Origin of the sequence: Micromonospora sp. A3M-1-15 (assembly GCF_024213425.1) — a bacterium.
GTDB classification, from domain to species: Bacteria; Actinomycetota; Actinomycetes; order Mycobacteriales; family Micromonosporaceae; genus Micromonospora; species Micromonospora chersina.
Genome location: NZ_JANAVK010000001.1, coordinates 452,475 through 474,448 on the forward strand (window position 1 = coordinate 452,475; position 21,974 = coordinate 474,448).

At 74.5% G+C, this 21,974-nt stretch carries 19 protein-coding genes; 5 read left to right on the forward strand and 14 right to left on the reverse strand.

Annotation, left to right across the window (positions count from 1 at the left end; translation table 11 throughout):
• Nucleotides 1–213: 213 nt before the first annotated feature.
• Complete coding sequence (locus tag NLX85_RS02085) at nucleotides 214–2,286, forward strand: phosphocholine-specific phospholipase C (RefSeq protein ID WP_256566114.1); 2,073 nt, start codon at nucleotides 214–216, stop codon at nucleotides 2,284–2,286.
• A gap of 168 nt (nucleotides 2,287–2,454) precedes the next feature.
• The gene (locus NLX85_RS02090) at nucleotides 2,455–3,210 is read left to right on the forward strand and encodes an alpha/beta fold hydrolase (RefSeq protein WP_254331328.1); all 756 of its coding nucleotides are present in this window, start codon (nucleotides 2,455–2,457) and stop codon (nucleotides 3,208–3,210) included.
• A gap of 15 nt (nucleotides 3,211–3,225) precedes the next feature.
• Here the strand turns inward: NLX85_RS02090 and NLX85_RS02095 are convergent, their stop codons facing one another.
• The 12 genes from NLX85_RS02095 to NLX85_RS02150 all read right to left on the reverse strand — a co-directional run bounded on the left by NLX85_RS02095 (nucleotide 3,226) and on the right by NLX85_RS02150 (nucleotide 15,329).
• Nucleotides 3,226–4,032, reverse strand: coding sequence for a methyltransferase domain-containing protein (locus NLX85_RS02095; RefSeq protein WP_254331329.1), 807 nt, complete (start codon nucleotides 4,030–4,032; stop codon nucleotides 3,226–3,228).
• Nucleotides 4,013–4,837: an ABC transporter ATP-binding protein gene (locus NLX85_RS02100; RefSeq protein ID WP_254331330.1), complete on the reverse strand. Its 825-nt coding sequence runs from the start codon at nucleotides 4,835–4,837 to the stop codon at nucleotides 4,013–4,015. Before NLX85_RS02100 ends, NLX85_RS02095 begins: the two co-directional genes overlap by 20 nt.
• On the reverse strand, nucleotides 4,837–5,580 hold the full coding sequence (locus NLX85_RS02105) for an ABC transporter ATP-binding protein (protein ID WP_254331331.1): 744 nt from the start codon (nucleotides 5,578–5,580) through the stop codon (nucleotides 4,837–4,839). The genes NLX85_RS02100 and NLX85_RS02105 overlap by 1 nt, the downstream gene beginning before the upstream one ends.
• Nucleotides 5,577–6,587, reverse strand: coding sequence for a branched-chain amino acid ABC transporter permease (locus NLX85_RS02110; protein WP_254331332.1), 1,011 nt, complete (start codon nucleotides 6,585–6,587; stop codon nucleotides 5,577–5,579). The genes NLX85_RS02105 and NLX85_RS02110 overlap by 4 nt, the downstream gene beginning before the upstream one ends.
• Nucleotides 6,584–7,477, reverse strand: coding sequence for a branched-chain amino acid ABC transporter permease (locus NLX85_RS02115; protein ID WP_254331333.1), 894 nt, complete (start codon nucleotides 7,475–7,477; stop codon nucleotides 6,584–6,586). The genes NLX85_RS02110 and NLX85_RS02115 overlap by 4 nt, the downstream gene beginning before the upstream one ends.
• Complete coding sequence (locus NLX85_RS02120; protein WP_254331334.1) at nucleotides 7,474–8,667, reverse strand: ABC transporter substrate-binding protein; 1,194 nt, start codon at nucleotides 8,665–8,667, stop codon at nucleotides 7,474–7,476. The genes NLX85_RS02115 and NLX85_RS02120 overlap by 4 nt, the downstream gene beginning before the upstream one ends.
• A gap of 52 nt (nucleotides 8,668–8,719) precedes the next feature.
• Entirely contained in the window at nucleotides 8,720–9,124 is a 405-nt protein-coding gene (locus NLX85_RS02125) for a roadblock/LC7 domain-containing protein (RefSeq protein ID WP_091321764.1), read from the reverse strand.
• 17 nt (nucleotides 9,125–9,141) lie between these two features.
• Complete coding sequence (locus tag NLX85_RS02130; RefSeq protein WP_254331335.1) at nucleotides 9,142–11,511, reverse strand: nitrate- and nitrite sensing domain-containing protein; 2,370 nt, start codon at nucleotides 11,509–11,511, stop codon at nucleotides 9,142–9,144.
• A gap of 263 nt (nucleotides 11,512–11,774) precedes the next feature.
• On the reverse strand, nucleotides 11,775–12,224 hold the full coding sequence (locus NLX85_RS02135) for a helix-turn-helix transcriptional regulator (RefSeq protein ID WP_254331336.1): 450 nt from the start codon (nucleotides 12,222–12,224) through the stop codon (nucleotides 11,775–11,777).
• Between the two features lie 165 nt (nucleotides 12,225–12,389).
• The gene (locus NLX85_RS02140; RefSeq protein WP_254331337.1) at nucleotides 12,390–13,688 is read right to left on the reverse strand and encodes a cytochrome P450; all 1,299 of its coding nucleotides are present in this window, start codon (nucleotides 13,686–13,688) and stop codon (nucleotides 12,390–12,392) included.
• A gap of 283 nt (nucleotides 13,689–13,971) precedes the next feature.
• Nucleotides 13,972–14,874, reverse strand: a complete 903-nt coding sequence (locus tag NLX85_RS02145; RefSeq protein WP_254331338.1) for an arginase family protein — start codon at nucleotides 14,872–14,874, stop codon at nucleotides 13,972–13,974.
• Nucleotides 14,871–15,329 carry a hypothetical protein gene (locus NLX85_RS02150; protein ID WP_254331339.1) on the reverse strand — a complete coding sequence of 153 codons (459 nt, stop codon included), beginning with the start codon at nucleotides 15,327–15,329 and terminating at the stop codon, nucleotides 14,871–14,873. The genes NLX85_RS02145 and NLX85_RS02150 overlap by 4 nt, the downstream gene beginning before the upstream one ends.
• A gap of 90 nt (nucleotides 15,330–15,419) precedes the next feature.
• On the opposite strand from NLX85_RS02150, the gene NLX85_RS02155 reads away from it, so the two are divergent.
• The 3 genes from NLX85_RS02155 to NLX85_RS02165 all read left to right on the forward strand — a co-directional run bounded on the left by NLX85_RS02155 (nucleotide 15,420) and on the right by NLX85_RS02165 (nucleotide 17,531).
• Nucleotides 15,420–15,803 carry a MerR family transcriptional regulator gene (locus NLX85_RS02155; RefSeq protein WP_254331340.1) on the forward strand — a complete coding sequence of 128 codons (384 nt, stop codon included), beginning with the start codon at nucleotides 15,420–15,422 and terminating at the stop codon, nucleotides 15,801–15,803.
• 11 nt (nucleotides 15,804–15,814) lie between these two features.
• Nucleotides 15,815–16,864, forward strand: coding sequence for a zinc-dependent alcohol dehydrogenase family protein (locus NLX85_RS02160; protein ID WP_254331341.1), 1,050 nt, complete (start codon nucleotides 15,815–15,817; stop codon nucleotides 16,862–16,864).
• A gap of 67 nt (nucleotides 16,865–16,931) precedes the next feature.
• The gene (locus NLX85_RS02165) at nucleotides 16,932–17,531 is read left to right on the forward strand and encodes a GrpB family protein (protein ID WP_254331342.1); all 600 of its coding nucleotides are present in this window, start codon (nucleotides 16,932–16,934) and stop codon (nucleotides 17,529–17,531) included.
• Between the two features lie 38 nt (nucleotides 17,532–17,569).
• Here NLX85_RS02165 and NLX85_RS02170 read toward each other — a convergent pair whose 3' ends face one another.
• Together NLX85_RS02170 and NLX85_RS02175 are read right to left on the reverse strand one after the other, a co-directional pair.
• Entirely contained in the window at nucleotides 17,570–20,809 is a 3,240-nt protein-coding gene (locus NLX85_RS02170; protein ID WP_254331343.1) for a hypothetical protein, read from the reverse strand.
• A gap of 250 nt (nucleotides 20,810–21,059) precedes the next feature.
• Nucleotides 21,060–21,965, reverse strand: coding sequence for an NAD(P)-dependent oxidoreductase (locus tag NLX85_RS02175; RefSeq protein ID WP_254331344.1), 906 nt, complete (start codon nucleotides 21,963–21,965; stop codon nucleotides 21,060–21,062).
• Nucleotides 21,966–21,974: the final 9 nt, after the last annotated feature.

Consider the following 21,974-nt stretch of genomic DNA (forward strand, 5'->3'; position numbering starts at 1 on the left):
CCGTGGTCGACCGGGCCGGCGCGGGCCGCCGCGTCGAGGAAGGGGCGGAGGCGAGAGGCTCGCCAGGGTGCGTGGATCTTGCTGTTCACCCGTCCCGGCCGACGGCTCGACCGGCGTTGGCGCAACGCTCGCGTTCCCGACACGTCAGGTCCACCTGGCGCCCATAGCGTGCATCCGCCAATCGTTCGGCGTCAGTCAGGTGGGTGCTCTGTCATGGCAAGTGTTGACCGTCGAAATTTCCTCAGGATGATGAGCGCTCCGGTGGCGGCAGCCGCCCTGCCGGTGGACTTCAGCAAGGCCTTCGCCATCCCGGCGAACAACCGGACCGGTTCGATCGAGGACGTCGAGCACGTCATCTTCCTCATGCAGGAGAACCGTTCCTTCGACCACTTCTTCGGCACGATGCGGGGCGTCCGGGGCTTCGCGGACCCGCACCCGGTGACGCTGCCCTCCGGCCGGAGCGTCTGGCACCAGCCGAACGGCGCCACCGACCTGCTGCCCTTCCGGCCCGAGGTGCCGGACCTCGGGCAGACCTTCCTGCCCGACCCGCCGCACGGGTGGGCCGACACCCACGGCGCCTGGAACGGCGGCCGGTTCGACCGGTGGGTGCCCAACAAGGGCGTGGTCACCATGACCCACCACACGCGTGGCGACCTCCCGTACCACTTCGCCCTCGCGGACGCCTTCACCGTCTGCGACAACTACCACTGCTCGGTGCTGGCCTCGACCGACCCCAACCGCTACCACATGTGGACCGGCTGGGTCGGCAACGACGGCAGGGGCGGCGGCCCGGTGATCGACAACGCCGAGGCGGGCTACGACTGGTCGACGTACCCGGAGCGGCTGGAGCGCGCCGGCGTCTCCTGGAAGGTCTACCAGGACGTCGGCCTGGGACTGACCGCCGAGGGCTACTGGGGGTGGACCGGCGACCCGTTCATCGGCAACTACGGGGACAACTCGCTGCTCTACTTCCACCAGTACCAGAACGCCCGGCCCGGCACGCCGCTCGCGGACCGGGCGAAGACCGGCACCGAGATCGTGCACCAGGACCGCTCCCCGGAGGCGCTGCTGGCCGACTTCCGCCGGGACGTGGCGAACGGGACGCTGCCGCAGGTGTCCTGGATCGTCGCGCCGGAGGCCTACAGCGAGCACCCGAACTGGGGCCCCGACTACGGCGCCTGGTACATGTCGCAGGTCGTCGACATCCTGGCCAGCCACCCCGAGGTGTGGAGCAGGATGGCCCTGTTCATCACGTACGACGAGGAGGGCGGCTTCTTCGACCACCTGGTCCCGCCGACGCCGCCGCAGAGCCGCGCCGAGGGCCTGTCGACGGCGCCCACGACCAACGAGATCTTCCCCGGTGACGGCCGGCGCGCCGCCGGCCCGTACGGCCTCGGCGTCCGGGTGCCGATGATCGTCGTCTCGCCGTGGACCCGGGGCGGCTGGGTCAACTCGCAGGTGTTCGACCACACGTCGCTGATCCGCTTCCTGGAGGCCCGGTTCGCGAAGGGCAACCCCGACCTGGTCGAGTCCAACATCACGCCGTGGCGTCGGGCCGTGGTGGGCGACCTGACCAGCGCGTTCGACTTCCGCACCCCGAACGCCTCGCCGCGGGTGACGCTGCCGGACACCGCCGACCTCAAGCCGGTCGACCTCACCCGCCAGCCCGACGAGGCCCCGGTGCCGCCGGCCGATCCGCGCCTGCCCGGCCAGGAGCGCGGGGTACGGCCCGCGCGGCCCATCCCGTACACCCTGCACGTGGACGGGCGGGCCGCCGGCACGTCGTTCCACCTGGACTTCCGCAACACCGGGGGCGCCACCGGGGTCTTCCAGGTGCGCTCGGCCGATCCCGCGCAGCCGCCCCGCACGTACACGGTCGAGCCGGGCCGGCAGGTGAGCGACACCTGGGACGCCACGGCCGGCTACAACCTGGAGGTGCACGGCCCGAACGGCTTCTTCCGCCGCTTCGCCGGTGGCGCGGGCGCCGGTGTCGACGTCCGGGCCCGGTACGACGAGCGCGACCACGAGGTCGGCCTGACCCTGGTGAACCGGGGCGCGAAGCGGATCGAGGTGACCGTCGCCGACCGCTACTCGTCGCGGCGGACCAGGCTGTCGCTCAAGCCGGGCGAGACGACGTCCCCGTCGTGGTCCGTGTCGCGGGCACACGGCTGGTACGACCTGACCGTCACGCTCCCCGCCGACGCCGCCTTCACGGTCCGGTACGCCGGTCACGTCGAGAACGGCAGGCCCAGCATCAGCGACCCGGCCATGGGCGGCCTCGTCTGATCTCCTTCCGACGGCACGACCCGAGGTGACCGTCAGCCCCCGATGCCGGGGGCGGGCGGTCACCTCGGGCAGCAGCGGCGGCGTCGCCTTTCCGACGCCGGTGTTCCCGCGCACGGCCCGCAGGTCGTTCACTGTCGCCACACCGAACCGGCGGAAGGGAACCCCGACATGACGATCAGCCACCTCAGCGTCGGTCACGGACCGCACCGGGTGTTGGCCCTGCACGGCTGGTTCGGGTCGGCGCAGGGCTGGGGCTGGCTGCCGGAGCTGATCGACGTGGAGCGCTTCACCTGGGCGTTCCCGGACTACCGGGGGTACGGCGCGCGCGCCGGCGTCGCCGGTGAGCACACCATCGCCGAGATCTCCCGCGACGCCCTGGCGCTTGTCGACTCGCTCGGCTGGGACACCTTCTCGGTGGTCGGGCACTCGATGGGCGGCAGCGCCGCCCAGCGGGTCCTCGCCGACGCCCCGGGCCGGGTGGACCGCCTCGTCGGGATCAGCCCGGTCCCGGCCGGCGGGGTGCCGTTCGACCTCCAGGGCTGGACCCTGTTCGACGGCGCGGCCGGCAACCCGGCGAACCGGCGCGCGATCATCGACCTCACCACCGGCAACCGGCTCTCCGGCCGCTGGCTGGACGAGATGGTCCGGTTCTCCCTGGACCACTCCACCCCGGAGGCGTTCGGCGCATACCTCACGGCGTGGGCGCGCACCGACTTCACCGACGAGGTGAAGGGCAACCCGGTGCCGGCGCTCGCCGTGGTCGGCGAGCACGACCCGGCGCTGGGCGCCGACACGATGCGCGAGACCTGGCTGCGCCACTACCCCAACGCCCGGCTGGAGGTCCTCGCCAACGCGGGGCACTACGCCATGTACGAGACCCCGGTGCGGCTGGTCACGGTGGTCGAGGAGTTCCTCGGGCGGTGACGCCGGGACGCCCGCTCACCGCACCGGCCGCCGGCCCCGCGTCGACACGAACTGGTACGACATCACGGCGAACCCCGGATCCCGCAGCAGCCGGCGGAACGCCTCCAGCTGCCCCGGCGACAGCCCCGCGTCGAGCAGTTCCGGCTCCAGTTGCCGGGAGTTCGTCCCGTACAGCGATGCACCGAGGGAGCCGCCGGGCCAGCTCTGCGCGTGGGTGACCGTGTCCACCTCGACCAGCCCGGCCGCCACCAGTTCCCCGTGCACGTCCTGCGCCCAGGCCAGGTCCGCGCCGTGGCCCTGGAGGATGTCGAGCATCGCGTCCGTGACCTGGGCGAAGAGCTTCGCCGCGTCGTCACTCGGCGCGGTCAGCACCCGCAGCGGCGCGGTGCAGTCGAACTCCTCGACCACCAGCCACCCGCCGGGGGCCAGGGCGCCGGCGAGCGAGGCCAGCACGCGCCGCCGCTCCGGCAGGTGCAGCAGCACGAGCCGCGCGTGGATCAGGTCGAAGGCGTCGCCGGGCGGCGGCTCGGTACGCACGTCGTGCCGCCGTACGTCGAGGTTGTCGGTCGGGGTGAGATGCGCGGTGTCCAGGTCGGTCGCCACCACCTGGCCGCCCGGGCCGACCGCCCGGGCCAGGCTGCGGGCGACCGAGCCGCCGCCGGCGCCGACCTCCCAGCACGTGCCGCCCGGCGCGAGCACCGGCGGGGCGATCCGGCGCGCGGTGATCGGATCCAGGAAGGACTCCAGCGCCCGCAGCTGGGGCACGGCCTCCGGGGAGCCGTTGTCGAAGGCGTAGTCGGTGTCATGGACGTGGGTCGGCATCGTTCCTCATCCCTGTCGCAGCGGGTCGGGTCAGGCGCCCGGCGTCGGGCCACAGCCCGGGCACCGGTCGGGGAGCCGGCGGCTCCGGGACCGCGGCGACGCTGAGCATCGCCGCCAGGACGTCCGGGTCGGCCCGGACCTCGTGCGCCGGCCGGTCGTAGACCACCCGGCCGTACTCCAGCACCGCGACCCGGTCGGCCACCTCGACGGCGTGCCGGAGCTGCTGCTCCACGAGGAGCACGGTGAGCCCGGCCCGGGCCAGCGTGCCGACGAGGTCCCGCACCCGGGCCGCCAGGTCGGGGGCCAGCCCCTCGCACGGCTCGTCGAGCAGCAGCAGCCGGGGCTGGCCGAGCAGGGCCCGGGCGATGGCCAGCATCTGCTGTTCGCCACCGGACAGCTGGTCGCCGCGGTGGCGCAGCCGGGCCCCGAGGCGGGGCAGCAGCTCCAGGACCCGGGTCACCGTCCAGCCCTCGCCGCCGGGTGTCGCGGCCCGCCACGGCGCGGCCGCCAGGACCAGATGCTCGGCCACGGTCAGCCGGGAGAACACCCGGCGGCCCTGCGGCACGAGACCGACCCCGGAGCGGGCGATCCGGTGCGGCTGCCGGCCGGCCACCGGCACGCCGCCGACCTCGATGGCGCCGGCGTAGGGCCGCACCAGGCCGGCCACGCTGTGCACCAGCGTGCTCTTGCCCGCGCCGTTGCGGCCCACCACGGCCTGGACGGTGCCGGTCCGCACGGCGAGGCTGACCTCGTGCAGCACCGTGCCGCCCGCGTAGCCGGCGCAGAGCCGGTCGATGCGCAGCATCAGGCCACCCCCTCGGCGTACGCCTCGCGGACCGGGCCGGAGGCGCGGATCTGTGCCGGTGTGCCGGTGGCCAGCGTCCGGCCGTCGCGCAGCACGGTCACCGTGTCGCAGAGCGCGTAGACCAGGTCCAGCCGGTGCTCCACCAGCAGCACCCCGACCGCGCGCGGCAGTGTCCGCAGGAACTCCCCGAGCCACGCGACCTCGACGGCGGACAGCCCGGCGGCCGGCTCGTCGAGCAGCAGCAGCCGGGGCCGGCCGGCCAGCCCCATGGCGATCTCCACCTGCCGGCGCTGCCCGTGGGCGAGCTGGCCGGCGGGGAACGCGGCGATCTCGTCCAGGCCCACCCGGGCCAGCAGCGCGTCGGCCGTCCGCCCGGCCGCCCGCCGCCGCGCGGACGGGCGCCAGCGGCCCGGCCGCACCGCCCTCGGCAGGGCGGCGACCAGCACGTTCTCCCGCACGGTCAGCGTCGACCAGACGGCGGGGCGCTGGTGGATCCGCCCGATGCCCCGGCGGGCCCGGGCGGCCGGGCCCCGCCGGGTGACGTCCCGGCCGGCCAGCAGCACCCGGCCGCCGCCGGCCCGGGTGGACCCGGCGAGCACGTCCAGCAACGTCGTCTTGCCGGCGCCGTTCGGCCCGATGAGCGCGTGCCGCTGGCCGGGTTCGATCCGCAGGTCGACGCCGTCGAGCGCGGCCAGCGACCCGTACCGGACGGTGATCTGCTGGGCGGACAGCAGCGGGGTCATGCGCGTACTCCCGTCGGCGTCGGGCGGTCCGGTGCGGGACGGCGGGCCGGGACGGCCGGGAGCAGCCGGCCGCGTGCCGGCGGCCGACGCCCGCCGTCGGGGAGCAGGTGGACAGCGGCGACGAAAGCCAGCCCGAGCACCAGGGGCGCCTGCCCGGGGAGCGCGCCGAACAGCCAGTCCCGGCCGGCCACGACGAGCGCGGCCCCGACCAGCGCGCCGCCGACCGAGGCGGTGCCCCCGATGACCACGCCGAGCAGCAGCAGGGCGGAGGTGTCGAAGCCGAAGTCGGCCGGCGAGACGAACTGCTGGGCCACCACGAGCAGCGAGCCCGCGGCGCCCGCGACGGCCCCGGCGGCGACGTGCACGCCGGCGACGTGGACCGGCACCCGGTGGCCGCTGGCCCGCAGCCGCGCCTCGTCGTCCCGGCCGGCCCGCAGCAGCAGCCCGACCCGGGTACGCAGCACCAGCAGCACCACGCCGGCGAGGACCGCGACGACCACCAGGGTGTACAGGTAGCGCGCCCGGTCGGTGGCCAGCACCGGCAGCCCCCACAGTGGACGGGCGGCCGGGACGCCGGCCAGGCCGTCGGTGCCGCCGGTCACCGACCGCCAGCGCCCGACGACGGTCACCGCGAGCTCGCCCACCGCCAGGGTGATCATCAGGAGCACCACGCCCCGCGCGGAGACCACCAGCGGCACGGTCACGCCGGCCAGCGCCGCCCCGGCCACCGCCGCGACGCCCAGGTGCACGAGGCCGACGTCGGAGAGGTGGCTGCCGACGACCGCGCTGGCGTAGGCGCCCGCCGCGTAGGGCGCGGTCTGGCCGAGGGTGGGCAGGCCGGCGACCCCGGTGAGCAGCGCGACGCTCACCGCCACCAGGCCGAGCGCCAGGGTGCGGGCGAGCAGCGCGACGGTGTAGTCGTCGACCGTCCACGGGGCCAGCACCAGGGCGGCCACGACCGCCGCGGCGACACCGCGGCGCAGTGCGCGGACGGCTCCCTGCCTCACGTCGCCCTCCGGGCCGTGGCGAGACCCCGCGCCCGTACCGCGAGCACCGCGGCCATGGCGGCGAAGAGCAGGAACGGGGCGGCGGACGGGGCGAGCGCGACGCCCAGGGTCTGGATCTGCCCGACGGCCAGCGCGGCGAGCAGGGTGCCGGTCATCGAGCCGAGGCCACCGAGGACGACGACCACCAGGGACAGCAGCAGCACGGCGTCGGCGGTGTCCGGCCCGGGGCCGATGATCGGCGCGCCGAGCACGCCGGCGGCGCCGGCCAGCGCCCCGGCCGCCGCGAGGACGCCGACGCGGATGCGGGCCGGGCTCACCCCGAGGACGGCGACCATCTCGGCGTCGTCGACGGCCGCGCGGACCAGCATCCCGGCCCGGGTGCGCCGCACCACGAGGTGGAGCAGGCCCGCGAGCAGCGCGGCCACGACGATGAAGACCAGCCGGTACGCCGCGTAGCGGTGGCCGGCGACGACCACCGACCCGTCCAGCGCGGCGGGGACGCGCACCGGCGGGTCGTCCGGCCCGAAGGCGCCCACGAGCAGGCTCCCGCCGGCCAGCGCCACCCCGAAGGTCAGCAGCGCCTGGGTGAGGTGGTTGCGCGCGGCGACCCGGGTGAGCAGCCCGGCGACCAGCGCGCCGGACGCGGTGGCGGCCACCACCCCGACGGCCAGCGCCAGCGCCAGGCTCGGCCAGCCGCCGTCGAGCAGCGCGGCAGCCGCGTAGCCGCCTATCGCGTAGAGCGTGCCGTGCGCCAGGTTCAGGATGCCGGCGACGCCGAAGCAGAGCACCAGCCCCGCGGCGGCGACGAAGACCAGCAGCCCGTAGGCGACCCCGTCCAGGGCGGGGACGACGTACGGGTCGAACCGGATGCCGGCGGCCACCGCGGTCACCCGCCGACGGTGGCGAGATCGCCCACCACGGTGTTCGACAGCGCCCGGCCGTCCTGGCGCACCTGGCGCAGGTACCACTTCTGCACGGGCGCGTGGGTGGTCGGCGAGAACTGCCAGGTGCCGCGCGGGCTGGCGATCTGGCCGAGCTGGCCGATGGCCGCGTTGACGCGTTCCGGCGTCGGGTCGTCCCCGGCCGCCGCGACGGCCCGGTCCAGCACGGCCGCCGCGTCGTAGGAGGCCATGGCGTACGTCGTCGGGGAGCCGTCGTGCTCGGCCTTCCAGGCGGCCACGAACTCGCGGTTCTCCGCGTTGTCGAGGTCCGGCGAGTAGTTGAGCACCGAGTAGATGTCCCGCGCGGCCTCGCCCTGCGCGTTGAGCACCCCGCCCTCGGTCAGGAAGCCGGCGGCGTACAGCGGCAGGTCCCTCACCTCCGACTGGGCGTACTGCTTGACGAAGTCGACGGCCGCGCTGCCGGCGTAGAACGTGTAGACGGCGTCCGCCCCGGAGGCCTTGATCCGCGCGAAGTACGGGGTGAAGTTGGTGGTCGTCGGGAACGGGGTGAAGGTGGCCTTCCCGTCCGGGTTGGCCAGCCGGCCGCCGGCCCTGGCGAACGCCTCGGTGAAGCCGCGCAGCTCGTCCCAGCCGCCCTGGTAGTCCGGGCCGATGGCGTAGACGCTGCCCTTGACGTCGTCGCGGACGTGCTGGGCGATCGCCTCCCCCGGTTCGTCGGACAGGTAGGAGGTGTGCCAGACCCGGGAGACGTCCTTCAGCTCCGGCCGGCCGTTGGAGCCGACGAACGGCACCTTCGTCTCGTTGAGCAGCGGGTAGACCGCCGCCACCGAGCCACCGCCGACGATGCCGGTGAGCGCGACCACCCGGTCCTGCTTCAGCAGTTTCGTGGCGGCCGGCACCGCGGTCGCCGCGCCGTTGCCCTCGTCGGCGACCACGAGCTCCACCGTCCGGCCGCCGAGCTTGCCGTCGTGGTTGGACAGGTAGAGCTGGAAGCCGTCGCGGATGTCCTTGCCGACCGCCTGGTACGTGCCGGAGAGCGACGCCAGCAGGCCGATCTTGACGGATCCGCCGGAGCCGGCGCCGCCCTCGTCGTCGGCGCACGCGGGCGCGGCGAGCAGGACGAGGGCGAGCAGCGCCGCGGTGCGGGCACGGCTGCGCCGGGGCATGGTCAGGGACATGTTCGTTCCTCCGTGAGGGGTGGGGTGTCCGGCGTGGGGGCGCCGGAGGAGGTCAGCGGCTGCGGCTCAGGGCCGCCCGCGCCGCGGGGGTCAGGGCGTCGCCGATGCGGTTCGCCAGCTCGGTCATCTCGTAGGAGACCTTGCCGACGTCGCACTGCGGGTCGGCGAGCACGAGCAGCGAGGCGCCGTCGTTGAAGGCCATGGAGAACATGAAGCCGCCCTCGAGCTGGGTGACGTTGGAGATCACCGCGCCGGCGTCGAAGAAGGCCGCCGCGCCGCGGAGCAGGCTCACCAGCCCGCTGCCGGTGGCCGCCAGCTGGTCGGCCCGGTCGGGCGGGAGCCCCCGGGTGGCGGCCACCATCAGGCCGTCGCTGGAGATGGCGATCGCGTGGCTGACCTCGGTGGCGCGCGAGGCGAAGGCGTCCAGCAGCCAGCCGAGATCCTGATGGTCGGTCACGTGCACTCCCTGTCGGATCAGTTGTTGACCAGATTGGGCCGGCGGCCGGCGACGCCCCGGGCGTACGCGGCCATCGCGGTGGCCACCCGGGCCGGGTCGCGGTGCTCGGAGCGCTGCCGCGGGACGGTGACGCCACCCGGCACCAGGTGCTGCTGCGGCTGCCGCTTGGGCAGCCCGGAGGTGGTGGTGCCGGCGACCTCGGGCGAGTCGGCCCGTGCCGCCGTACGCCAGGCGTCGTCGGCGGGGGTGGCCCACGACGTGCCGTTCCCGTCGTCCGGGCGGTCGGCCTGGAACCAGTGGTTGACCTGGTGGAAGATGACCAGTTCCTCGGTGGGCGCGGCGCCGCGGTCCGGCGCGGGCGCGGGCCGGAAGACCGGCGCCACCGGCAGCGCCGGCTCGGCCGGCGGGCTGCCGGCCCACGGCTCCGGCGCCGCGCCGTACGTCGGCGCGACGGTGGTCCGCGCGGCCCGGCGGGACGGCCGGGCGGGCGTGAGCAGGAACTCCTCCGGGGGCAGCGGCCGGATGATGGTGCCCGGCAGCGCCACCTCGGCGATGGTGCCGCGGCGCGGGCCGGGCCGGAGCTGCACGGCCACACCGAGCCGCGCGGCGAGCTGCCCCACCACGACCAGCCCCATGGCCCGCACGGCGGCGACGTCGATGGCGGGCGGCCGGGCGAGCAGGTCGTTGAGCTGTTGCCGGCGTTGCGGGGACAGCCCCACGCCCTCGTCGCTGATCTGGACGATCACCCGGTCGCCCAAGCCGCGGCCGGTCACCCACGTCTCGGTCTCCGGTGGCGCGTAGCCGGTGGCGTTCTCCATCAGCTCGGCGAGCAGGTGGACGACCTCGTCGACGGACTCGGCGGCGACGGCGACGTCCCCGTCGACCAGGCCGAGGCGGATCCGGGCGTAGTGCTCGATCTGGCTCTGCGCGGCCTGGAGCACCTGTTGCAGCGGCACGTCGTGGTGGCGGACCCGGCCGACGCCGACCCCGCCGAGCACCAGGAGGCTCGCGTTGATGCGCCCCATCCGGGTGGCCAGGTTGTCCAGCGTGTAGAGCTGGTGCAGCCGGTCGGGGTCGGTCTCGTCCTGCTCGACCTTGTCGACCTGGGCCAGCACCGCGTCGACCAGGCGCTGCTCCCGCCGGCTGAGGTGGATGAAGATCTCGGCGGTGTTGGCCCGCATCACGGCCTGCTCGGCCGCGGTCCGTACGGCGGCCCGGTGCACCGCGGTGAAGGCCTGCCCCACCTCGCCGATCTCGTCGTCGCCTGACGGTTCGAGCGCGTCGGCGGCCTGCCGCCGGGCCAGCTCGTCGGGGTCCACCGTGGAGCTGTCCGGGTGCTGGAGCCGGGCCACCACCTGCGGCAGCCGCTCGAACGCCACGGCGTTCGCCGCGTCCCGCAGCCGGCGCAGCCGCCGGGTGATCTGCCGGGCGACCGCCCAGGTGACAAGCGTGGTGAGCAGCAGGGCGACCAGGGTGGCGGCCGCCTCCACCGCGGTGCGCCGCCGCTGGTCCGCGTGTGCGGCACGGACGTCGTCGAGGACCGCCGAGTCGACCCGCTGGCGCAGTTCGGCCAGGCGCACGGACCACTGCCGGGTGGCGGTCACCCAGGTGTCCAGGTCCAGCTCCAGGCGGCTGCCCGCGACGGTCCGGGACACCTGGTCCTGCATCCGTTGCAGCAGCAGGGCGCTCTCGCCGCTGCCGGCCTGCTCCCACCAGCCCCGCCAGGCGGGCCGGGCGAGTGCCAGGAAGGCGAGGCTCGACTCGGTGATGCCGGTGCGGGCGGCGGTGATGTCCTGCTGCATGGCGGGGGTCAGCTGGTCGGCGGCGACCGCGCGCAGGACGGCGACCTGCTGCTGGCCGACGGCCTCGGCCACCTCGGACAGCGCCGCGGAGGCCCGGATGCCGTCGGCGATGCGGGCGTTGACCACGCCGAGGGTGACGTGCTCGCGGAGGCTCAGCAGGTCGGCGATGGCGATCCGGTAGCTGAAGGTCATCGCCGACACCGAGGCACGCTCCGCGGTGCGTACCTGGGCGCGCAGCGGCGGCAGGCCGGTCAGCGCCGCGTCGATCCGTGGCAGGACGGCCTGGTCTGCGGCGGCGCCGGCGGGCAGCTCGGCCCGCTGGCGGCGGTAGTGGGCGACGGCGGCGTCGGTGGCGGTGGTGGCGTCGGCGAAGGCGTCCTGCTGCTCCGGCGCGCCCCGGGTCAGCAGGTCGGCGGCGACGATGCGCTCGTGCTGCAGCCGGTGGGCGAGGTCGCCCGCCTTGGCCCCGAGCTGCGCCAGGAGGCCGAGGTCGCTGGCGCGGGTGGTCTGGCGGGCGCTCTCGGTCAGGGCCAGGCCGGCGAAGCCCAGCACGGCGACCAGCGGGGCCGCGACGATGAGGCGCATCCGGGCGGCAATCTTCCAGCCGCGGCGGCGGGTCGGGTAGGGTCGGGCCGCGTGGGACCTCGTGCTCGACGCCAAGGCTGACTCCCCGCACTCATCGACAAAGTTCTATCTGCATTTGCGGATTGCACGTCTCATTGCGCCGGAAGCCGTGCGCTCAGACCAGACCTGGCCGTGGTACAAACAGCCCGTACCAGCATCTGTACCCAGAGTCGGCGGCGCCGACGGCGCGCGCCGCCCCGGCCCCGACGCGGGCCCCGCCGGCGTCAGCGCCCGCCGGGCGACGGCGGCGGGCCGCCGGCCTCCGGCTGGCTGAGCACCTGACCGATCAGCTCCCGCAGCTCGTCGATGGCCGCCACCACCGCCTCGGGATCGCGCGCGTCGCGTCGCACGGCCGGAGCCGGTTCGAGCTGTGCCACCTCGCCGAACCGGGGCCCGCGCCGACCGTCCGCGGCCAACTGCTCCGCCGCGACCTGGGGCCACAGCGCGGCCAGCCGGCCACCGGTGCCGAGCACCTCGTCGCAGCGGACGGCGAACTCCTGGCTGCCGAACCGGCGACCGGACTCGACCGCGGCGACCGTCTCCCGGCTGAACCGCACCCGTTCCGCCAGCGCCCGCTGGGTCAGCCCCTGCCGGGTCCGCCAGCGGCGCAGCTCCGAGCGGAACCGGTGGCTGGCAGCGCAGTGAGCGGCGCTCGACGGGGGCGTGCGATCCATGTGCTCACCTTCGCGACGCCGGGTCGGCATCGGCATGAGATCGGGGTGGGGTGATGACTGGGCATTCGCAGGGGACAATTCTTAACCCATCGGCGGACGGGTGTGAAGTCGTGACTCCGCTCCGTGACCGCGTCCGCAGGTCAGCGCCCGGCACGGCGGAGCGGGTCAGGCCGCCGGACGCTCGACGGCGGGCGCCGCCCGGCCGCCGGACGGCACGGCCGTGTCGATGAGCACCGGCAGGCTCCGGTGCGCCCGGAACGCCACGTTGGGGTGGTACGCCCGGCGGTGGCCGGGGGCCAGCCGCAGCCCGGGCACGGCCGCGGCGAGCCGGGTGAGCGCGATCCCGGCCTCCAGCCGCGCCAGCGCCGCGCCGATGCAGAAGTGCGGCCCGTGCCCGAAGGAGAGGTGGTCGTTCGCGTCGGGCCGGGCCGGGTCGAACCGGTCCGGGTGGGCGAACACCGTCGGGTCCCGGTTCGCGGCGCCGATGAGCAGCAGGCAGCGCGCCCCGGCCGGGATGGTGACGCCACCCAGCGTGACCGGCCGGTTGGTCACCCGCAGCCAGCCGTCGATGGCGGGCGCGAAGCGCAGGGTCTCGGTGAGGAACGCGGGGATCCGGTGCGACTCGGCGGCGATCGTGCGCCACCGGTCCGGTTCGGAGAGCGCCTGGTCCAGCGCGTGGGCGAGCAGCCCGGCCGTGGTCTCGCGCCCGGCGACCAGGAGGTTGAACACGATGCTCGACACCTCGGCGACCGTGAGGACCTCGTCGTCGCCGTCCCGGTACGCGAGCAACTGGTCCACGTAGCCGCCACCGGGCCGGTCGCTGTCGGGCAGGTCGCTGTCGAGCCGGTCGCGTACGAGCGCCTGGCAGTAGCGCCAGAACTCCAGCAGGCCCTGGGCGAGCCGCACCTGTTCCGCCGGATCGGGGCGCCCCCAGACCAGGGCGATCTGGCCGTCCGCCCAGGCCCGGACGCGGGCGATGTCCCGCTCCGGCACGCCGAGCAGGTCGAGCAGGACCAGCAGGGGCAGCTCGGTGGTGAACTCCCGGACGAGGTCGACCTGTTGCCCGGCGCGGGCGACGAGGCGGGACACCAGTTCGCCGACCCGGCGTCGGACGATCGCGCCGTACCGCTGCTCGACCCGGTCGGCGGTGTTGGCGAAGGTGGCCCGCAGCGCCCGGCGGGTCCGCGGGTGCACCGGCGGGTCGGCGGCGGCCGTGGTGGGCGGGGCGTCGATCCGCATGATGACGGCCAGGGCCTCGGGGCAGACGTCGTAGACCGGCGCGAGGGTGAGGGCGTTGCCGAAGCTCTCGGTGTCGCCGAGCGCCCGCCGCACGTCGGCGTGCCGGGTGATCAGCCAGAGCCCGAGGTCCTCGTCGTGGTGCACGCCGCCCGGGGAGTCGAGCAACCGCCGCCACACCTGCGCCGGGTCGGCGAGATACGCGCCGGCGAACGGATTCCACCGCATGACCGCCTCCTGACCTGGCGACCCGGCGACCCCGTCGGGCGCCGGCGCTTCTCACGGTGCGCCTCCCCGCCAACCAAGTCAAGATTGGTTAACGTCAATAGATTCTCCCTGGGAATTGCGTTCCGCCGCGCCCGCGAATTCCTTGCCGGGCTGCAACTTGCGGCTTGCCCGTTGCGCCCTGGCACCCGTGGTGAGCAGCCCGAACGACCCTACGTGAAGCGGCGTGAATGAGCGCCAGCCGACCCGGTCGTTCCATTGAACGAACGCGCGGGAATTGCGGTGTTCACCCGTCGGCGTGGGTCAGCAGCCGGCGCAGCAGCGCGACCAGCGCCGCCGCGTGGACACCGTCCGGATCCAGGTCGGGCCGGAAGTCGGCGACGCTCAGGCCGAGCAGCCGGGGCGAGGCGAGAAGCGGCGCCAGCAGGTCGGCCAGCTGCCGGAGGCCCGGTCCGCCGGGTTCCGGATAGGTGACGGCCGGCATGGCCGCCGGATCGAGGACGTCGCAGTCGACGTGCAGCCACACTCCCCCGTCGACATCGGCGAGCAACCCCGCGGCGCGCTCGCCGCACGCCCGCGGCGCGCCGACGACCGCCGGGGCGTCGATGCGCCGGATGCTGTCGGGCACCCGGGCCAGCTCGGCGGCGGCCTCCGGGTCGAGGTCCCGGGTGCGGTGGCCGACCAGCACCACGTCGCCGGGCGCCACCAGCGGCGCGGACGCTCCGGCCGGCGCGGCGAGCTGCTCGGGACCGGAGCCCGTGAGCAGGGCCAGGTCCATGTCGGCCGTCTCCCCCGTCGGCGAGGCGGCGCCGTCGAGGAAGTCGGGATGCCCGTCGACGAACCACAGCCCGACCCGGTCGCGGCTCCGCCGCAGCCACGGCAGCACCCCGAGCAGGAGGCTGCAGTCACCGCCGACCACCAGCGGCCGGCGGCCGGGCCGGTGCCCGGCGGCGTCATCGAGCCCGTCGGCCAGCAGCCGCGCCGCCCGAGCGGTCTGCCGCAGCGCGCGTACGCCGGTGGCGTCGTCCCGCCGCGCGTCGTCGATGACGATCGGCACGTCCCCGGCGTCGTCGGGGACGAGATCGGACAGCCCGGCCGAGCGCAGGGCAGCAGGCGCGAGCCGCTCGCCCCGGCCGAGCGCCGAGCAGTCCCACGGCGCCCCCACCAGATACCAGCCCGGCGCTGTCACGCTGACATCGTGGCACCCGTCGCACGCGGGAGCGGCGGTATGCGCCGGCTCACCCACCAGGGCAGGATCTGGGCGAGGCCGAACGCCACCTCGACGACGAGGAACAGCCACAGCAGCCGGGTGGAGCCCTGGGCCAGCGCGTACGCCTGCCAGGCCGCGAAGAGGGCGCGCGCGACGGCGTCGTACCGGCCGTGCGCGGGCTGTGGCCGGACGAGGCGCAGCAGCGCCCACACCACCACGACCGAGCCCATCAGGTTCGCGTACAGGACCTGGATCGGGTCGAGGGCGGGCAGGCCGCCCAGTCCGAGCGCGCCGCCCAGCCGGGACAGCGCGCCGTGCAGCAGCGCGTACGTCCACGGCGTCGCGAAGCCGGCCGTGATCAGGAGGTCGTATCCGGCGCTCGCGCGGACGAGGCGCAGGTAGGTGGGGTGGGAGGGGGCGGGAAGGCGGATCACGGGAGGCTCCTGCCGGTCTGACTGCGGGACGCCCGACGCTAAACCCTGGAGTACGCTCCAAGGTCAAGTCCACGAGCCGGCGAGGTGTTCATGCGTATCGGTGAGCTGGCCGCGCAGGCGGGAATCAGCACGGACACCGTCCGGTACTACGAGAAGGTCGGCCTGGTCACCGGCCGGCGGCTGCCCAACGGCTACCGCGACTTCCCGCCCGGGACCGTGGCATGGCTGCACTACATCCGCACCGCGCAGGCGCTCGGCTTCTCGCTGGCGGAGATCTCGCGCAACTGCGCGAAGCTGCGCGCCGCGCCCGACACCGCGGCGGCGCTGTCCGCGCTGTTCCAGGAGAAGATCACCGTCATCGACGCCCGGATGGCCGAACTCGCCGCCCTCCGGGCCGACCTCGCCGCCCGCGTCGACACGGGGTGCCCGTTGCGGGCGGCCGGCCGGGCTCCGGAGGCGACCTCGCGCGTGTGAGGATGCGGGGCATGCGTGCCGTGATCTTCGACGAGTTCGGTGCCCGGCCCGAGGTCCGCGACGTCCCGGATCCGGTGGCGCCGGCCGACGGCGCCGTCATCCGGGTGGAGGCGACCGGGTTGTGCCGCAGCGACTGGCACGGTTGGCAGGGGCACGACCCCGACATCCGCCCGCCGCACGTCCCCGGGCACGAGTTCGCCGGTGTCGTGGCGGCGGTCGGCGCGGGCGTCCGCGGCTGGCGGCCCGGCGACCGGGTCACCGCGCCCTTCGTCTGCGCCTGCGGGCGGTGCCCCGCCTGCCTCGCCGGCGACCAGCAGGTCTGCGAGCGGCAGACGCAGCCCGGCTTCACCCACTGGGGCTCGTTCGCCGGGTACGTGGTGGTGCGCCACGCCGACGTCAACCTGATCCGGCTGTCCGACGAGCTGGACTTCCCGACCGCGGCGGCGCTCGGCTGCCGCTTCGCCACGGCGTTCCGGGCCGTGGTGAGTCAGGGACGGGTGGCCGCGGGCGAGTGGGTGGCCGTGCACGGCTGCGGCGGTGTCGGCCTGTCGGCCGTCATGATCGCGGCGGCCTGCGGCGCGCGGGTGGTGGCCGTCGACATCTCCCCCGGCGCGCTGGACCTCGCCCGGCGCTGCGGGGCGGCGGTCTGCCTGGACGGCGGCGCGCTGACCGGCCCCGGCGCGGTCGCCGCGGCCGTCCGGGAGGCGACCGGCGGCGGCGCCCACCTGTCCCTCGACGCGCTGGGCAGTCACGCCACCTGCGCGGCGTCCGTCGAGAGCCTGCGGCGACGCGGCCGGCACGTGCAGGTCGGCCTTCTTCCGGCCGCGGAGGGCCGCCCGGCGCTGCCCATGGACCTGGTGATCGCGTACGAGCTGGAGCTGCGCGGTAGCCACGGCATGGCCGCGCACGCCTACCCGGAGCTGCTCCGGCTGGTCACCGCCGGGGTGCTGCGCCCGGGCGAGCTGATCACCCGCACCATCGGCCTCGACGAGGTGCCGGACGCGCTGACCACGATGGACCGGCCCACGACCGGCGGCATGTGCCTCATCGCCCCACGTTGAGCCGGCGTCGCCAGCAGGCGCCCGCAGCAGCAGGTAGCGGCGGAGGTCCCCCAGCCTTCGGGCTGCGGTGGGCGGGACCGCCTGCCAGAGTGACGGCATGTCGGAGATCGGGACCAGCGATTTGAGCGACGACAACGAAGCCGTACACATCGAGCCATACGACGACCGATGGCCCGAGCGCTTCGCCGAGGAGGCCACGCTGATCAGCGGGACCATCGGTCCCTGGATCACGGGCGGCATTCACCACGTCGGCAGCACCGCCGTACCCGGGCTCGCCGCCAAACCGGTCATCGACATCATGGTCGGCGTCGCGGATCTGCAGTCGTCGCGTCCCTGCATCGAGCGGCTGCAGCCCCTGGCGTACTGCTACTGGCCCTACCGCGCCGAGGTCATGCACTGGTTCTGCAAGCCGCGCCCCAGCCACCGGACCCACCACCTGCACCTGGTGCCGGCGGACTCACCGCGTTACCTCGACGTCCTGGCGTTCCGGGACCACCTCCGCGCCCGTCCTGACGCCCGTGCCGACTACGAAGCGCTGAAGCGGGACCTGGCAGGCCGCTACCCGAACGACCGGGAGGCGTACACCGAGGGCAAGACGGACCTGATCAGGCAGCTGACGGAGGCGGCCCGGGCGTACGGCCGCGGACCGCTCCGGCATCGGGAGTGACGTAGCTTCCCGACCGGAGCGGTCCGCGGCCGGGCGGCTCAGCTGACGGTCACCGAGACGGTCCGCGGCGGCTGCTGGAGCTGCCCGTAGTTGTCGACCCCGCGGATCGTCACGGTGTACGTGCCCGCCGGGATCACCGGCGAGGTGTACGCGAAGTTCGACCCCGGGGAGCCCGGACTGGTCAGGAAGGACGCGATCCACGGGAAGTTGCCGGGGGTGCTCGGCGTGCTGAACGTGCCGGCGGCGTTCATCCCCTGGCCCGCGCCGTTGGAGATCTGGATGTCCACCCGGAGCATCCCGACGTCGTCGACGGCCCGGCCGGTGACCACGATCCGGCCGCCGGTGTAGACCTCGCCCTCGACCGGCGTGATGCTCGGCTCCAGCCGCGGGTCGAGGTCACCCGGGTAGACCAGGTACCGGGCGGTGGCGCCGGAGGTCGAGCCGTCCTGCTGGCCCGCCGTGTCGACCGCCCACGCCTCGACGCTGTACTCGCCCTTGGTCGGCAGGTCGATCGGCAGGGTGAACGCGGTGCTCGTCGCGCCCGGCGCGGCCAGCGTGGCGTTCACCGTGGCGAAGGCGGCGGCCATGGTGCCGTTCGGCTGCACGTACCGGCCGGTGTCCAGGTCGCGCAGCGCCACCCGGACGCTCTGCACGCCCTTGTCGTCGGTCGCCGTGCCGGCCAGGTCGAGGTGCAACTGGTCGACGTTCTGGTCCACCCCGGTGAAGCTCAGCAGACCGTTCGGGAACGCGTCGCCGGGCACCTGCGCCGTGACGCTGAGCCGGCCCGAGTTGGTGCTCGACGTGGTGAGGCCCAGGCTGTCGGTGGCCCGTACCCGGAAGTCGTAGACACCCGGGGTGAGCGGCACCGTGGTGTAGGACCAGTTGTACGACGCGGCGCTCAGGTTGGTCGGCGAGATCCGGTAGTAGGCCGCGACCGAGTCGGCGCCCCACGTGCCGTCGGCGGCCAGCGCCTCCCGCGTGGTGGTGTTGCGCAGGTAGATCTCGACCGACTTCAGCGCGTCGTCGTCGTTGGCGGTGCCGGCGAAGGTGATCGCGGCGCCGGGCGCGACGGTGACCGGTGCGGCCGCGGTGGGCGGGGTCATCGGCACGGGCGCGCTGATGGCCACCGTCGGCGGGACGCCTGTCGACGAGATGGTCCAGTCCCGGGTGTCGCCGCGCAGGTCGCTCTGGCCGGTGGTGTCGACCGCGGTGGCGGTCATCTTCCACTGGCCCTCGATGGGCAGGGCCACCTCGAACTGCCAGGTGGTCGACAGCGCGCCGATCACGTCCGGCTCACCGCGGAAGGTGTTGTAGACCGCGGCGACCGTCCCGTCGTCCTGGAGGTAGCGGTTGTCGGGGGTGCGGAACGAGTAGATCAGCGAGCTGACGCCCTTGTCGTCGGTGGCGGTGCCGGTGGCCACGAAGCTCTTCGTGGCGAGCAGCCCGCCGGTCGGGGAGTCGATCCGGGTCGACGGCGGCAGGTCGTCGAAGCGGAACGCCTCGATCTTCTTGACGGCCTTCGTGGCGTCGCCGACGCCGTCGCGGCCGAACGTCTTCGCCTGGATCTGGTAGACGCCGGACGGCAGCGACACCGGGAGCGTCCACGTGGTCGAGGCGGTGTTCGGGGCGGCGACCGTGGCGTTGATGCTGTTGGCGGCGCCCCACGTCTTGAGGTCGTCCTGGAGGAACTGGCTGGTGTTGCGGTTCTGGATCTCGATCTGGACCCGGCTGACCCCGGCCGGCGTGAGCGCCTGGCCGCCCAGCGTGAACGACTCGTTGGCCGGCTTCACCGCGCCCTCGATGGGCGTGACGATGGTGGTGTCGACCGCGGCCGGCGCCGGCGCCCTGGACTGGTCGAAGAAGCCGACCCGGCCGACGGTCTTGCCGCCCTTGACGTTGCCGTCGCCGCCGACGAGGAGGCCGCGCGAGGTGGCCAGCATGGCCTTCTCGCCCTCGTACGAGTTGGAGCCGGGGTTCCACTCCAGCGCGGTGCCGGTCTTCGGGTCGAGCGCGCCGAGGTGGTCGCGGCGGACCACCTGGTCGCCGAGGCCGTAGCCGCTCAGGCCCTGGCCGGTGCCGTACCCGACGTTGTCCAGGCCCGGCCACGGGACGTTGGAGGTCGGCGACTCCTGCCAGCTGAAGTGGCCGCCGACGTACACGGCGGTGGCGGTGATGGCGACCGAGTAGACGCTGTCGAAGTGCCGCGACACCCAGAGCGGCTGGACGTTGTCGGCGCCGGTGAGCGGGTACGCGATCGCGGTGTCGTTGATCGGCGGCCGGTCGCCGCCCGAGCCGCTGGTGACGACGAAGTAGGAGTCGTCCGGCGCGATGTCACCGGCGAACACCCGCTGGATGCCGCCGACGAAGGAGAGGTTGTCCTCCCACAGCCGGGTACGCCACGGCAGCAGGGCCTTCGTGGCGGTGTCGACAAGCGCGACGCCGTAGCGGTCCTGGCCGGCGATCTGCCGTCCGGTGTGGACGACGAGCAGCTTGGTCCGGTCGTGGGTCAGCTTGAGCTGCTGCACGGTGAGCATGCCGCCGACGCCGATGCCGCCGGTGAGCGGCAGGTTGAAGCCGGTGTCCACGGCGCCGGTGGTCGGGTTGAGCGCGACCAGGCCGGGGCGGCTCACCCCGTTGACCGTGCTGAACTGACCGCCCACGTAGACCGCCGTGCCGCTCACGGCCAGCGCGGTCGCGCGGGCGTTCGCGGTCGCCGTGAACGCCGCGATCGGCGCGCCCGTGGTCGGGTTGAGCTTCACGATCTTCCGCTTCGTGACGCCGCCGACCGTGTTGAACGAGCCCGCGACGTAGAGCGACGACCCGTCGGGCGACGCCTCGACGGCCTCGACCGATCCGTCGAAGGTCGGCTTGAAGCCGGTGTCGACCTTCCCGGTGTCCAGGTTGTACGAGGCCAGCGACTTCTGCGAGATGGTGGTCCCGCCGACGTTGGCGATCGAGGTGAAGGTGCCGGCGATGAAGACCCGGTTGCCGATCACCTCCAGGTCCTTGATCTCGCCGTTGGTGATCCGCGGCGTGTCGGTGCGCGGCACGCTCGGCACCAGCCGGGTGTCCCCCGGCACGACCTGCGCGGCGGTGGCGACCGTGCGCGCGGCGCCGAGCGCGCTGCCGCTGCTCATCGCCTCGGCGCCGGTCCGCACGGTGGTGCCGGCGTCCGTGGCGGTGAGCTTGGTCGCCACGGTGCCCGCGACCGCCGGTACGCCCATCACGACGACGGCCCCGGCGACCAGACCCGCGACGGTGCGACTCCAGACCTGCATCCAGTCAACTCCCTGTGAACGCCCGAGACGGCACCACCGGGTCGGTTCCCGGCAACGTCCACCCGCCCGCGTGCCGGACGTCACCGTAGAAGGCAAGGTCTTTTCGCGGTACCGCGCCACACCGGGATTCCACCGCACGGCATCAATTCCGGCCGCACCGGCGGGCGGCGCCACCTACGGATCCAGACCCGCTCCCCCGATCGGATGGCGGGGCCCTGCTCAGTGGAGCCCCGCGGGCCTGATCGGCGGATCAACCGGCGGGGTCGACGTGGTCGCGCCAGGAGTGCCGCGGCTCGTAGCCCAGCACCCGGCGGGCCTTGTCGATGCCGAGCAGCGTCTGGTGCTCGCCGAGTTCCCCGCGGACCTCGACGTCCGGGTAGACCTCGGCCATCAGGTCGGCGCTGGACCTGCTCATCACGGTGTCGGCGTTGGCGATGATGAAGACGTCGGCGCCGGGCCGGTCGTGGGCGAGCGCCCGCTCGACCGCCTGGGCGCCGTCGCGGGCGTCGATGTAGCCCCAGAGGTTCCAGCGGCGCAGCTGCGGGTCGGCCTGGAAGGCGGGGAACCCCGCGTAGTCCTCGACGTCCATCACGTTGGAGAAACGCAGGCCGACCATGACCAGCTCCGGGTCCCACCGGCAGAAGTGCCGCGCCATCTCCTCCTCGAGGGCCTTGTTGAGCGAGTAGGTCGACTCGGGCCGCGGCGGGTACTCCTCGTCGACCGGCGCGTACGGCGGCGGGGTGTCGAACGGCAGCCCCAGCACCGTCTCGCTGGACGCCCAGACCACCCGCTTGATGCCGGCCGCCCGGGCCGCCGCGAAGACGTTGTACGTCGCGGCCGAGTTGTTCGCGAAGGTCACGGCGTTGGGCAGCAGCCCGGGCGCCGGCACCGCCGCCAGGTGCACCACCGCCCCGACGCCGCCGGCGTGCTCGTCGGCGCCGCCGGTGAACGCCTCCACCACCTGCCCGTAGTCGGTGAGGTCGACCAGGAGGAACTCGCCGTCGACGTCGCGCGGGTCGCGCCCGCCGGCGCGGTCCACGGCGAGCACGTCGACGCCCACCGCGCGCAGGTGCGCGACCACGGCGCGGCCGAGCTTTCCGGCGGCGCCCGTGACGACGACACGCGTGGGGAGGGTGGACGGCACAGGGTCGGTCATGGCCCCATC